Origin of the sequence: Nocardia transvalensis (assembly GCF_015477765.1) — a bacterium.
GTDB lineage: Bacteria > Actinomycetota > Actinomycetes > Mycobacteriales > Mycobacteriaceae > Nocardia > Nocardia transvalensis_A.
On record NZ_JADLQQ010000016.1, the window covers coordinates 25,337 to 38,431 of the forward strand.

Here is a 13,095-nt window from a genome sequence, read left to right on the forward strand (position 1 = left end):
CGAGCCGCGCAATTTTGGAGAAGCACCGGAGCCCGCGGCGGCCATAGCCTGAGCGCATGGCAACTATCACCAACGTTTCGCTGGTCACCGTCTATGTGAACGATCAGACCGAGGCCAAGCAGTGGTACATCGACAAGCTGGGTTTCGTGGAGACCGCCGACGTCACGATGGGTGACCACGGCTTTCGCTGGGTCACCGTGGCGCAGCCGGATCATCCGGAGCTGGAGCTGGCATTCATGGTGCCGGGCCCGCCGCTGGACGACAATCTGGCCGAGGCGATCCGCCGCGCGCTGGCCAACGGCACGCACGGCGCGGTCGGGCTCAATACCGACGACTGCCAGAAGGCGTACGAGGAGCTGACCGCCAAGGGCGTGGAATTCGTCCAGCCGCCGTCGGAACGCCCGTACGGCGTGGAGGCCGTCATGCGCGACAACTCCGGAAACTGGCTGGTCCTGGTGGAGAAGCGGGAGTACGACCCGAAGAACATCGACTGGTCGACCGACGAGGTCTGCGGCTGACCCTGTTGATTCCGGCCAAAAGCATGCCGGAATCAACAGGGATGGTGGGGTGAGCGCCGCCCTCGCACGCCCAGCACATCACCCTTCGCACGCCCGCTCGACTACCTTTGTCGGTCCCGGCATGCTTTTCGCCGGGACCGACAAAGGTTCTAGGCCTCGGCCTTGCTCAGCCACTCCTCGATGAACTTGCGTTCGCTGTTGACCACCCGGTGCTGCAGCTGTTCGGCGAGTGGTTCGATGGCGCCGCCGACCAGCGGCACCTTCACCGTCACCGTTCCGGCCACCTCGATCTCCGAACCCTCGGCGGTGGACCGCAGCAGGTAAGCGCCCTCCATGGCGGTGGTGATGCCGCGCGAGGCGCCGACGAAGGTGCCCCGGGCGGTGTCGCCGTCGAGCGGGCCCCAGTTGTCGGTGCGCTCGAGCACGAGTTCGCTCTTGAGCACCTTGCTCACGATGGACGGGATCTTGTCGGCCCGGGCCTTCTCGCTCATATGGATGCGGATGGTCCCCGGGCCCTCGGGGTGGGACAGATCGAGGGTGGCGGTTTCGGCGCCGGCGAACCTCGCCTGCCAGAGTTCGTCGCTGGTGATCGCCCGGTGAAGCTCTTCTACCGGGACGCTGTATGACACGGTGAAGCTGAATTTTCGGGACATGGCCGCACACGCTAGCCGAGCAATGCAATAGCCTTGTGCAGTGTCGGAAACCACGCAGTCTGATCACCGGCGCGAGCAACCGACCGACCGCCGCTCGATTCGCTTGCGGCGGACCCGGATCGGGGTTCTGGTCGCCGCGGTCACGGTGAGCGTGCTGGCGGTGCTGCTGGTGCTGGCGGCCTGGCGCGACGACCTGCTGATCAGTTCGAACAAGGGCGTGACCAGCGCCGAAGTCCTGTCGGCGGGCCGATTGCGGTCGGCTGTGGTCTTCACCACACCCGATGGGCAGACCCACAATCCGAAGGTCGGCGTGCTGTATCCGACCAAACTCACCGCGGGCGAACGCATCAACGTCGAATACAGCAAGAGCGATCCGGACCTGGTGCGGGTGGCCGGGCGCGATGCGCGGGTGGCGATCATTCCCGCGCTGTCGGTGATCGTGGTGGCGTGGGCGCTGGCGCTGCCGGTGCTGTGGCTGCTGCGCCGCGGTGAGCGACGGGAACGCCCCTGAGGTCGTGCAGAGTTCGCCGGATCTTCGAATAGGCGTCATGTGCGTGTGACGGCCCGGCGTGGCGGAATGGGAACACTCGGGGTGTGCGAGTAGCGATCGTCGCGGAGTCCTTCCTGCCGAATATGAACGGCGTGGTGAATTCCGTGCTGCAGGTGCTCGACCACTTGGACCGCCACGGTCACGAGGCCCTGGTCATCGCGCCGGACACCCCGCGCGGGCTGCCGTCGGCCGCGCGCGAGCACGGCCGCTTCCCGGTGGTGCGGGTTCCGGCGGTGATGGTGCCCAAGATCAGTTCGCTGCCGGTGGGTCTGCCGCAGCCGGTGATCACCGCGGCGATCGATGAATTCGATGCCGATGTCGTGCATCTGGCCTCGCCGTTCCTGCTGGGTGCGGGCGGGGTGGCGGCGGCGCTGCGGCTGGATCTGCCGGCGGTCGCGGTGTATCAGACCGATGTCGCCGGATTCGCCAAGAGTTACGGATTGGGCCCGGCGCGCCGCGCCGCCTGGGCGTGGACCCGGCGCATTCACGAGCGCGCCGCACGCACCCTCGCGCCCTCCACTGCTGCTGCGGAAGACCTTGCGGCCCACGGAATTCCGCGCGTGCATCGGTGGGCGCGCGGGGTGGACATCGCCCGCTTCACCCCGTCGGCCCGCGACGAGGAGTTGCGTGCGGCCTGGTCGGCCGAGGACAAGTTGATCGTCGGATTCGTGGGTCGGCTCGCTCCCGAGAAGCATGTGGAGCGGCTGGCCGCGCTGGCCCAGGATCGGGATATTCAGCTGGTGATCGTCGGCGACGGCCCGGAACGCGCACGGCTGGCGCAGCTGATGCCCTCGGCGATCTTCACCGGAGAACTGGGCGGATCGGAGCTGGCCAGGGCGTACGCCAGCCTCGACGTGATGGTGCACCCGGGCGAGCACGAAACCTTCTGCCAGGGCGTGCAGGAGGCGCTGGCCTCCGGTCTGCCGGTGATCGGCCCCGATGCGGGCGGGCCGCGGGATCTGATCGCCCACTGCCGCAACGGCTATCTGCTGCCCGTGGACCGCTTCGGCGAGCTGCTGCCCAGCGCCGTTGCGGCCCTGCAGGATCCGCAGCTGCGCACCCGATTCGCCACCGCCGCCCGCAAATCGGTGCTGCACCGCACCTGGCCCGCCATCTGCACGGAACTGATGGGCCACTACGCCGAGGTCATCGGCACCAACGGCCACACCGTCTACCGCACCGCTTGAATAAATCGCTGGACGGTAGCGCGGGTGTGTCGTAGCCTGCCTCGCGTGGGAGGTCCAGGCATGAACGGAGCGTGCGCGGTGGGCGCGTACTTCATCCGGCTGCGCACGGGGACCCGGGCCCTGCCTGCGCATCGCACCACGTCGTGACTCGGTCTCGCTGACCGGAATTCTCATCGTCGGCCGATAGGCCGTTTGCTGCGCTTCGGCATGGGTCCGGGCGAATCACCTTTTCCGATTCGACCGCTCCGTTCGGAGGACACCCATGTCCCGTACGTTTTCGCGTACCCGCAGAACGCTGTCCCAGAATTTCCTCGTCGACGCCGGTGCCGCGCAGCTGATCGTGCGTTCGTCCGGCGTGCGCCGCGACGACCTGATCGTCGAGATAGGCCCCGGAGACGGCATGCTGACCCGGCGCCTCGTCAGCGCGGGTCGGCGCGTACTGGCCTACGAGAAGGACCCGCACTATGTCCGACTCCTGGCTCGGCGCTATGCGGATGACAACCGAATTCGCCTCTACCACAGCGATATCCGTGACGTCGCGCCGCCGCGGCAACCCTTCGCGGTGGTCGCCAACGTCCCGTTCGCCCTCACCACCGACATTGTGCGGTGGTGCCTCGAGGCCCGCCATCTGACCTCGGCAACCCTGGTGACCCAGCTCGAATTCGCCCGCAAACACAGCGGCGATTACGGGCGCTGGTCGAAATTGACCGTCACCCATTGGCCTTGGACCGCAATGGCCTTGGGCCCGCGGGTGGACCGCGTCAAATTCCATCCGCGCCCACGGGTCGACGCCGCCGTGCTCCACCTGAACCGGCGTGCGGCACCGCTCCTTCCACGCACCGCCGCCCCCGAATACCGCCGCCTGGTGGAGCTCGGGTTCTCGGGCGTCGGCGGCTCACTGGCGGCGTCGCTGCGGAGGCACTATCCGGCAGGTGCGGTGCGACAGGCCTGCGCGCGAGCGGGAGTGGGGCTCGATCTGCCGGTCGGATACGTCTCCCCCGATGCCTGGGTCGACCTGTTCCGAGCGTTGTCGAGGGTGTGAGAAGGAAGGCGGGAAGGCGGAGGTCGCGGCGGGGTAGGGTCTCACGTTGTGGCGAAGACAGAGTCGTTTCGGGCCTCGTTGGACAAGCAGCCGCACGAGGTCGCGTCGATGTTCGACGGGGTGGCCGAGCGGTACGACCTCACCAATACCGTGATCTCCGCGGGGCAGGACCGGTACTGGCGGTGGGCGACACGCAAAGCGCTGGCGCTGCGGCCCGGCGAGCGGGTGCTCGATCTCGCCGCCGGGACCGGCGTGTCCACCCTGGAGTTCAGCAAGTCCGGCGCCTGGTGTGTCGCCACCGACTTCTCCCAGGGCATGCTGCAGGCGGGCCGGTTCCGCAATGTCCCGATGGTGGCCGGCGACGCCACCGCGCTGCCGTTCGCCGACGAGGCGTTCGACGCGGTCACCATCTCCTACGGGCTGCGCAACATCTCCGACACCGATGCCGCGCTGCGCGAAATGCTGCGGGTGACCAAGCCGGGCGGCCGTCTGGTCGTCGCGGAATTCTCCTCCCCGGTGTTCGGGCCGTTTCGCACTGTTTACATGGAATACCTGATGAAGGCGCTGCCGCGGGTCGCCCGCGCGGTCAGCAGCAATCCGGACGCCTACGTCTACCTGGCCGAATCCATCCGGGCCTGGCCGAATCAGCCGCAGCTGGCGCTGCGCATCGCCGACGCCGGATGGTCGGCGGTGAAATGGCGCAACCTCACCGGCGGGATCGTCGCGCTGCACCGGGCCTACAAGCTGGGATAACGCCGTTTCGGTGAGATCTATCACTCCTCACAGCGAAGATTCGCGGCTGTGCGGTCCTTCGTCACCTGGCGATAACGTCCGGTAAATCCGCCGCAATCGCGAGCCGAGATGATCGGCTCATGTCGCCGGACGCAGTCACCCACCGCACGCCGAGCACGGTCCACACCACGTGCTCCTACTGCGGCGTGGGCTGCGGCATCGTCGTCGAGACCGGGGCCGACGAGCGGGGTGCGCCGATGATCGCCAAGGTCAGCGGCGACAAACTGCATCCGGTCAACGCCGGCCGGCTGTGCACCAAGGGCGCCACCCACGCCGACCTGATGCGGGCGCCCGGCCGCATGGCCACCGCCTACCGGCGCCCCGAACGCGGCCAGCCGCCGCTGCCGATCCCCGTCGACGATGCCGTGCGCGAGGCTGCCGAGCGGCTGCGCGACATTCTCGAGCGGTACGGGCCCGATGCGATCGCCCTCTACGTCTCCGGGCAGATGTCGATGGAGGCGCAGTATCTGGCCACCAAGCTGGCGAAGGGCTATCTGCACACGATCCACCTCGAGGCGAACTCCCGGCTGTGCATGGCCAGCGCCGGAACCGGCTACAAACAGTCGCTGGGCGCCGACGGGCCGCCCGGCTCCTACGACGACATCGATCACGCCGATCTGTTCTTCGTGATCGGCGCGAATATGGCCGACTGCCATCCGATCCTGTTCCTGCGCATGGCCGATCGGCTGAAAACCGGTGCGAAACTGATCGTCGCCGACCCGCGCCGTACCGAGAACGCCGCGCGTGCAGACCTTTTCCTGCAGTTGCGGCCGGGAACCGACCTGGCACTGCTGAACGGTCTGCTCCACCTGCTCGTCGAGAACGGGGATATCGACTCCGATTTCATTGCCGAGCACACCGAGGGCTGGGAGGCGATGCCGGAGTTCCTGGCCGACTATCCTCCGGCCCGGGTCGCCGAGATCACCGGCCTTGCCGAGGACGATATCCGCACGGCCGCGCGCTGGATCGGCGCGGCCGGGGAATGGATGTCGCTGTGGACGATGGGGCTCAACCAGTCCACGCACGGCACGTGGAACACGAATGCGATCTGCAATCTGCATCTGGCGACGGGCGCCATCTGCCGGCCCGGTAGCGGCCCGTTCTCACTCACCGGTCAGCCGAATGCCATGGGCGGCAGGGAGATGGGCTACATGGGTGCGGGGCTGCCCGGTCAGCGCAGCGTGCACGCGGAACCGGATCGGAGGTTCGTCGAAACCGCCTGGGGTCTCGAGCCCGGCACCATTCGCGCCGCGGCCGGGCCGGGCACCATCGACATGTTCCGCGGCCTGGCCGACGGCCGGATCAAGGCATGCTGGATCATCTGCTCCAATCCCGTTGCGTCCGTGGCCAACCGAAAGACCGTGATCGCCGGGCTGGAGCAGGCGGAGCTGGTCATCGCGCAGGACGTCTACACCGAAACCGCCACCAATGCCTACGCCGACCTGATGCTGCCCGCCACGCTGTGGGCGGAATCCGATGCGACGATGGTGAATTCGGAGCGCACGGTGACCCTGTTGCAGCGGGCCGTGGACCCGGTCGGCGAGGCCCGGCCCGACTGGCTGTTGATCGCGCAGGTGGCCACGGCCATGGGTTTCGACGGGTTCGATTTCGCTTCCAGCGCCGAGGTTTTCGAGGAGATCCGCCACTTCGCCAACCCGGCCACCGGCTACGACCTGCGCGGAATCAGCTACGACGGGCTGCGGGAGGGGCCGATGCAGTGGCCCTGCCCGGATCCGGTGCGGCGGCGCAATCCGATTCGCTATGTCAACGACGGGGTGAGCCAGGAGCCCTACGTCGACGAATTCGGGCATCGGCCGCGGCTCGCCTTCGCCACGCCCAACCGGCGGGCCGTGTTCTGGCCGCGGCCGCACATGCTGCCGGACGAAATGCCGGACGACGACTATCCGTTCGTGCTCAATACCGGGCGGCTGCCGCATCAGTGGCACACCATGACCAAGACCGGGCGGGTGCCGAAGCTCAACCACCTGAACGGGAAACCGTTTCTCGAGGTGCATCCCGACGACGCCGAGCGGCTCGGCGTGCGGTCCGGTGACCAGCTCGAACTCGCCTCGCGACGGGGGCGGGCGGTGCTTCCGGTGCGGATCAGCGACAGGGTGCGGCCGGGTGCTTGCTTCGCACCGTTTCATTGGAACGACGAGCAGGGTGAGTACCTGACGGTGAACGCCGTCACCAACGACGCCGTCGACGCGGACTCGCTGCAGCCGGAGTTCAAGGTGTGCGCGGTGGCCCTGCGCCGGGTCGCGACGGTGCCGGAACCGGTCGAGGCGGAGGACACGGTGGCACCGCTGCCCGACGGTTCCGGACATCCGCTGTCGGTCATGCTGGGCTTGGAGACCGCCACCCCGCCGACACTCAGCGAGACCGAGCGGATCTACCTCGGCGGGTATCTGGCTGCGCTGCAATCACTTCCGATCCAGGGGCAGCCGGTGCTGCCGGACACCGCGCCGCTGTCGCCGCACACCCGGATGTGGATCAACGGACTGCTGGCCGGTATGTATTCCCGGTCCGGCGGACCCGAACCGGTCGCCGGTGCGGCAGCGGCCAAGCCGATCACCGTGCTGTGGGCGTCGCAGACCGGGACCGCCGAGGAACTGGCCGCGCTGACCGCGCAACGGTTGGCCGAATCAGGGTATGCGCCACGGCTGCTGGATATGGACTCGTGCGAACTCACCGCACTCACCGGTGACGTGCTGGTGATCACCAGCACGTTCGGCGACGGTGGTCCGCCCGACAACGGTGCCGACTTCTGGGAGCGGCTGCACGACAGCGCGATACGGCTGTCCGGGGTGCGCTACGCGGTCTTCGCGCTCGGGGACTCCTCCTACGACGACTTCTGCGGGCACGGGCGAACGTTGGATCGGGCCTTCGCCGAACGCGGTGCCACCCGGCTGCTTCCACGCATCGACAGCGAGCCCGATCATGCCCAGTTGTCGGAACGCTGGCTCGACGACGTGCTCGGCGCGTTGGGCGATTCTGGGGGACAACGAGATTCGGTGGAGAGGGCGCCGTCCGGCGCCCGCACGTCCACGCTGCTGCTGTCGCGCCCGGCAGCTCCGTCGTTCGGTCGCACACAGCAGGCCGCTCCCCTGTTCACGCGCAACGCCCCGGCGACGGTTCCGCTGGTCCGCAACGAACTGCTCTCGCGGTCCGGCACCGCGAAGGAGGTGCGGCAGTTCGGATTCGACCTCGGCGAACTCGACGCCACCTACGAGGTCGGGGATGCGCTGGGTGTCTGGCCGACCAACGGCGACGACCTGGTGTCGGAATGGCTGTCGGTCACCGGCCTGGACGGTCGGCGGGTGGTCGAGGTCGACGATCGGGAGTTGCCGCTCGCGCAGGCGCTGCGGACCCGGTACGACATCAGCAAGGTCAGCCACGATCTGTTGAGCTTCGTCGCCGAGCACAATCCGAGTCAGCGGCTGGCCAAACTTCTGCGCCGCGACAATCGCAACGAACTCGACCGGTATCTGTGGGATCGGCAGGCCGTCGATGTGCTGCGCGATTTCCCGGCCCGGGCGGATCTGATCGAGTGGCTGGGTGTGCTGAAAAAGCTGCAGCCACGGCAGTATTCGATCTCCTCCAGCCCATTGGTCAGCCCGCGCGAGGTCCAGTTGACGGTCGGGGTGGTGCGGTACGGGGATCCGGCGGCGCGCCGGGGCGGGGTCTGCTCGACGTTCCTGGCCGACCGCTGCCGGGACGGGCTGGTGCCGATATTCCTGCAGCGGGCACCGCATTTCCGGCCGCCGCTGGACCCGGCCGCACCGATGATCATGATCGGTCCCGGCACCGGTATCGCGCCGTTCCGCGGATTCCTGCACGAACGCCGCGCGCTGGGCTGCCGCGGCCGCAACTGGTTGTTCTTCGGGGATCAGCACGCCGAGCACAACTTCTACTACCGCGACGAACTCGAGGACATGTTCCGCACCGGCTTCCTCACCCGGCTGGATCTGGCATTCTCCCGCGATCAGCGCGAGCGAATCTATGTGCAGCACCGCATGATCGAGCACGGTGCGGAACTGTGGGGCTGGCTGCAGGAGGGCGGCCACCTCTATGTCTGCGGCGCCGCCACCCGCATGGCGCGCGACGTCGACGACGCGCTGCTACGCATCGCCCGAGTGCACGGCCGCCTCGATGCCGATGCCGCCCTGGCCTTCAAGAAACAACTCATCGCCGAGAAGCGCTACGTCCGCGACGTGTACTGAGCCGCGTACGGCTTACTCTTGCCGGACCTCGAAGGAATAGCCCTCGTAGCGGGCCGGGTCGAGCCAGTACACGCTCACCGAGCCGTCGGGCTGCGTTGCCGCCTCCCGCCACAGGTCCGCCGGTGTCGCCACGATCCAGCCTTCATCGTCCGGGCCCTCGATGCGCTGATACCGGGTGTAGGGCGCGGACACGACATATGTGTTGTCGGGAGTGGCGATCTGGTCGAGCCAGTCGGGTACGGGGGTGTTGGCCAGCAACACCGTGTCGTCGTGGCTGAGATACACGCCGGCGTAGCCCTCCGCCGGGTCCACCTCGAATTCGGCGGCCGATGCCGAGCCCGCCCCGAGTAGCGCGGCCATCGCGCCGATCGCCACGCCACCACCAATGATCAACCGCTGTGCGGTCATGTCGGGAATCCCCTCGTTCGAATGAACTGAACAGGAGATCTCATCACGAATTCAGTTGGAGTTCAAGACAAATCGGGCAACTCCTTCGGTTACACGAGCGGTGGGGCGAGGCGGGTGAAGCCGGGCAGGCGGTAGTACGGGTAGTAGGGGTAGGGCGGGGTGACGGCGCCGGCCTTGTCGAGGCGGGTCGTTTGGTCGGGGGTCAGGTGCCAGCCGACGGCACCCAGGTTCTGGCGGAGCTGGTCCTCATTGCGGGCACCGATGATGACCGTGGCCACGGTGGGGCGCGACAGCAGCCAGTTCAGGGCGATCTGGGGGACGGTTTTTCCTGTCTCGGCGGCGATCTCGTCGAGGACGTCGACGACGGAGTAGAGCAATTCGTCGTCGACCGGCGGGCCGGCGTCGGCGGTCTTGTGCAGGCGGCTGTTTTCCGGAAGTGGTTGGCCGCGACGGATTTTCCCGGTGAGGCGGCCCCAGCCCAGCGGGCTCCACACCACCGCGCCCACGCCCTGGTCGTGTCCGAGCGGCATCAGTTCCCACTCGTAGTCGCGGCCGACCAGCGAGTAGTAGACCTGGTGTGCGACATACCGCGGAAGACCGTACTTATCCGCCGCGGCAAGGGATTTCATGAGCTGCCAACCGGCGAAGTTGGAGGCGCCGACGTAGCGGATCTTGCCGGCGCGGACCAGATCGTCCAAGGCGGTGAGTACCTCCTCGACCGGGGTCGCGGCGTCGAAGGCGTGCAGTTGGAACAGGTCGATGTGGTCGGTGCCCAGGCGGCGCAGGGCGGTATCGACCGCGCCGATCAGGCGTGAGCGTCCCGATCCCGCGTCGTAGGGCCCCGGCCCCGTGGGCAGTGTTGCCTTGGTGGACAACAGCACTCGATCCCGACGGCCCCGGATCGCCTGCCCCAGCACCTCTTCCGAGGCGCCCTCGGAGTAGACGTCGGCGGTGTCGAACATCGTCACGCCCGCGTCCAGGCTGATGTCGACCAGCCTGCGCGCCTCGTCGACGTCGGTGGAACCCCAGGCGCCGAACAGTTCGCCGCGCCCGCCGAAGGTGCCCGCGCCGAAGCTCAACGCCGGAACCATCAGACCCGAGGCGCCCAATCGCCGGTACTCCATGACTACTCCTAATGGAACTGTAGTTTCATTAACGAGCTCGACGATACACTCTGTGCGCCACTAATGGAACTGGAGGCCCGTTATGACCGACGACACCCCGGGCTCGCTGCGCCCCGGCGGACGCACCGCCCGGGTGCGCGAGGCCGTCTTGCGCGCCACGGGCGATCTGCTCGCCGAACGGGGATTCGCCCAGCTCGACCTCGCCGAAGTGGCGACCCGCGCCGAGGTCGGCAAGACGACCGTCTACCGCCGCTGGCGCACCCCGGCGGGCCTGGTCGCCGATCTGCTGACCGAAATGGCCGAAACCTCACTCCCCCATGCCGACACGGGCTCCCTGCACGGCGACCTCCTCGCCAACGCCCGCCTGGTCGCCCGCACCCTCACCGACCCCCGCCAGGGCCCGCTGTTCAAATCCCTTGTCGCAGCGGCCACCTGCGACCCCGACGCCGCCGCGGCCCTACACCGCTTCTACGACACCCGCCTCACCGAATGGACCCCCTGCATCCGCTCCGCCATCACCCGTGGCGAACTTCCCCCCGAAACCAACCCCCGCGCAGTCCTTTCCGCCGTCTCGGCCCCCCTCTACTACCGCCTCCTCACCACCGGCGACCCCATCGACGACCAAACCGCAGTGACCGCAGCCGAATCCGCCACCCTCGCCGCCCGCGCAGGCCTGTTCACCCACCCCTGACCCGGCTGCCCGACGGGATCAGTCGAGGTCGATGCGGATTGTGAGGAGGTTGGTGCCGAGGAGGCGGACGTTCCAGCTGTTGAAGCGAGGGAGGAGGCGCAGGCGGGCGTAGGGGTCGTCGCTGGGGAGAAGGTGGGCGGTGCCGGAGTGCCAGCGGGAGCGGATTTGGAGGCGGACGCGGGGGTTTGTGGCGATGTTGCGGACGTAGGAGGAGGCGAGGCCGTGGTCGCTGACCATCCAGAACGAGCCGTCCAGGATGCGGCCGCCTACAGGGGTGCGGCGGGGGAGGCCGGTGCGGCGGCCCGTGGTTTCCAGGAGGGCCTGGCCTGGGAGATGGCCTGCCACGTGGCGCATCAGCGGATTGGCGATGTGCCGGTGATACCAGGTCACTCGGCGCTGCTTGGTTGTCGGATCGGTCATAATCCACCACTTTTATAGGTACCAATGGTTCCGACAATTGTTGTAGGTACCGCGGGTTCCGTCAAGCGGTAGGCTGGGCCGGTGCCGACAGCTCGCCCACACACAGGCCGCCGCCGCAACGATGCCGCGCGCCGGGCCATCCTGGACTCCGCGACGCAGTTGCTGGCCCACTCCGGTACGGCGGTGACCATCGCCGATATCGCAGGCGCCGCGGGGGTCAGCAAGCAGACGATCTATCGCTGGTGGCCTTCGAAGGGCGCGGTCCTGCTGGAGGCGATGGGCGAATGGGCCCGCAGCAGTGCCCCCGACCGCGATACCGGCAGCCTGCGCGAGGATCTGGCCACCTTCCTCACCGCGACCTTCACCGCCGCGGCCACACCACCCGCCACCGCCCTGTTGCGCGCCGTCGTCGCCGAGGCCCAAACCGATCCGGCCACAACCGAATTGCTCGCCGCCTTCGCCGCTGACCGCCGCACCGTCGCCCACCGCATACTCGATCGCGCCCGCACCCGCGGCGAACTCCCCACCGACGCCGACCTGGAACTGCTGGTCGACCAAATCTACGGCGTCCTGTGGTACCGCCTCACCGTCGCTCGCACCCCCGTGACCGCCGAAATCGCCACCCGCCTAGCGAACTCCCTCGCCCCGCCCGCCTCCGGCGGCCGGGTACCGGGGAACGAATGACCACGCACCGAGGAACGAATAGCGGCGCAGCCGGAACGGGCGACCGCTCGGCGAGAGCGAGCGAGGACACCTCGACGCCAACGGGCGGGTGCGGTCAGGGGTGGGGCCAGGATGGGGTGCGGCCGGTCAGGCCGAGTACGCGGTCCCATAGCGGGGCGTCGGCCGGGAGGGGGGGGTTGGGCCGAACAGGCCGGGGACTCCTTCGGGGGGTGTGTCTTTCAGCATCTCGAGTTGGATTGTGAGGTCGTCGGGGGACGGCCGGTAGTTCTGACCGGTGGCCCGGGCGAGGTCCCACGCGTGGATGACCAATTCGTTCAGGGCCACCGTCGCCATCGCCTCGGCGGGCATCGTCACACCGCCCGCTTCGGTCTCGCCGTCCCATGCCGCCGGGTCGCGCCAAGCCGTCACCAAGGCCTTCAGCTGCGCCGGGATCCGGGTGCGCCAGTCGCTCGGCAGCGGCGCCGACGGTCCGACCTCCGGGGGCACGGACCGACCAATGGCCTCCTTGGTCGCGGCCTGGCGAAACGCCTCCGTCAACCCGATCACGTGCACCAGCAGGTCGCGAACCGTGGTGTCGGCACAGGGGGTTGCGAGGCCCAGTTGATCATCGGCGATGCCACCGACGACCGATTCCAGTCCGGCCGCGGCCGTTTCCATATCGAACATCTTTTTCTCCTCCGCATGACAGCCCGCAGCGCGGGTGTCCATCGATGCAGACGACCCGGCCGGGCCGAACTCATCGCTGCACGTGCAGCGGCACCTCGCAACCGACTCGTTAGCAGCGAAAAGCGCTGGTGACGGGG

At 68.2% G+C, this 13,095-nt stretch carries 13 protein-coding genes; 8 read left to right on the forward strand and 5 right to left on the reverse strand.

Going from position 1 to position 13,095, the window contains the following annotated elements:
- Positions 1-56 precede the first annotated feature (56 nt).
- The gene (locus IU452_RS34970; RefSeq protein ID WP_195113539.1) at positions 57-518 is read left to right on the forward strand and encodes a VOC family protein; all 462 of its coding nucleotides are present in this window, start codon (positions 57-59) and stop codon (positions 516-518) included.
- A 149-nt stretch (positions 519-667) separates the two neighbouring features.
- On the opposite strand, the gene IU452_RS34975 is transcribed toward IU452_RS34970, so the two are convergent.
- Positions 668-1,171 (reverse strand): DUF2505 domain-containing protein, encoded by a 504-nt coding sequence (locus IU452_RS34975; RefSeq protein ID WP_195113540.1) that lies wholly within the window; start codon positions 1,169-1,171, stop codon positions 668-670.
- Positions 1,172-1,268: 97 nt separating this feature from the next.
- Between IU452_RS34975 and IU452_RS34980 the strand changes: the two genes are divergently transcribed.
- The 5 genes from IU452_RS34980 to IU452_RS35000 all read left to right on the forward strand — a co-directional run bounded on the left by IU452_RS34980 (position 1,269) and on the right by IU452_RS35000 (position 8,965).
- Entirely contained in the window at positions 1,269-1,682 is a 414-nt protein-coding gene (locus IU452_RS34980; RefSeq protein WP_416382399.1) for a DUF3592 domain-containing protein, read from the forward strand.
- A gap of 83 nt (positions 1,683-1,765) precedes the next feature.
- Positions 1,766-2,908, forward strand: a complete 1,143-nt coding sequence (locus IU452_RS34985) for a glycosyltransferase family 4 protein (RefSeq protein ID WP_195113542.1) — start codon at positions 1,766-1,768, stop codon at positions 2,906-2,908.
- 262 nt (positions 2,909-3,170) lie between these two features.
- Positions 3,171-3,950 (forward strand): 23S ribosomal RNA methyltransferase Erm, encoded by a 780-nt coding sequence (erm, locus tag IU452_RS34990; RefSeq protein ID WP_195113543.1) that lies wholly within the window; start codon positions 3,171-3,173, stop codon positions 3,948-3,950.
- Positions 3,951-3,998: 48 nt separating this feature from the next.
- Positions 3,999-4,703, forward strand: coding sequence for a demethylmenaquinone methyltransferase (locus tag IU452_RS34995; RefSeq protein WP_195113544.1), 705 nt, complete (start codon positions 3,999-4,001; stop codon positions 4,701-4,703).
- A gap of 119 nt (positions 4,704-4,822) precedes the next feature.
- The gene (locus tag IU452_RS35000) at positions 4,823-8,965 is read left to right on the forward strand and encodes a bifunctional nitrate reductase/sulfite reductase flavoprotein subunit alpha (protein ID WP_195113545.1); all 4,143 of its coding nucleotides are present in this window, start codon (positions 4,823-4,825) and stop codon (positions 8,963-8,965) included.
- A 12-nt stretch (positions 8,966-8,977) separates the two neighbouring features.
- On the opposite strand, the gene IU452_RS35005 is transcribed toward IU452_RS35000, so the two are convergent.
- Positions 8,978-9,373 carry a hypothetical protein gene (locus tag IU452_RS35005; protein WP_195113546.1) on the reverse strand — a complete coding sequence of 132 codons (396 nt, stop codon included), beginning with the start codon at positions 9,371-9,373 and terminating at the stop codon, positions 8,978-8,980.
- Between the two features lie 89 nt (positions 9,374-9,462).
- A complete protein-coding gene (locus IU452_RS35010; protein ID WP_195113547.1) occupies positions 9,463-10,497 on the reverse strand; it encodes an aldo/keto reductase in 1,035 nt (344 codons plus the stop codon).
- A gap of 82 nt (positions 10,498-10,579) precedes the next feature.
- Here IU452_RS35010 and IU452_RS35015 point away from each other — a divergent pair, with 82 nt between their 5' ends.
- Positions 10,580-11,188, forward strand: a complete 609-nt coding sequence (locus IU452_RS35015) for a TetR/AcrR family transcriptional regulator (RefSeq protein ID WP_195113548.1) — start codon at positions 10,580-10,582, stop codon at positions 11,186-11,188.
- Positions 11,189-11,206: 18 nt separating this feature from the next.
- Here IU452_RS35015 and IU452_RS35020 read toward each other — a convergent pair whose 3' ends face one another.
- Complete coding sequence (locus tag IU452_RS35020) at positions 11,207-11,608, reverse strand: nitroreductase/quinone reductase family protein (protein WP_195113549.1); 402 nt, start codon at positions 11,606-11,608, stop codon at positions 11,207-11,209.
- A gap of 81 nt (positions 11,609-11,689) precedes the next feature.
- Between IU452_RS35020 and IU452_RS35025 the strand changes: the two genes are divergently transcribed.
- Positions 11,690-12,292 (forward strand): TetR/AcrR family transcriptional regulator, encoded by a 603-nt coding sequence (locus tag IU452_RS35025; RefSeq protein ID WP_195113550.1) that lies wholly within the window; start codon positions 11,690-11,692, stop codon positions 12,290-12,292.
- Between the two features lie 126 nt (positions 12,293-12,418).
- On the opposite strand, the gene IU452_RS35030 is transcribed toward IU452_RS35025, so the two are convergent.
- Positions 12,419-12,958, reverse strand: coding sequence for a TIGR03086 family metal-binding protein (locus IU452_RS35030; protein WP_324193000.1), 540 nt, complete (start codon positions 12,956-12,958; stop codon positions 12,419-12,421).
- Positions 12,959-13,095 lie beyond the last annotated feature (137 nt).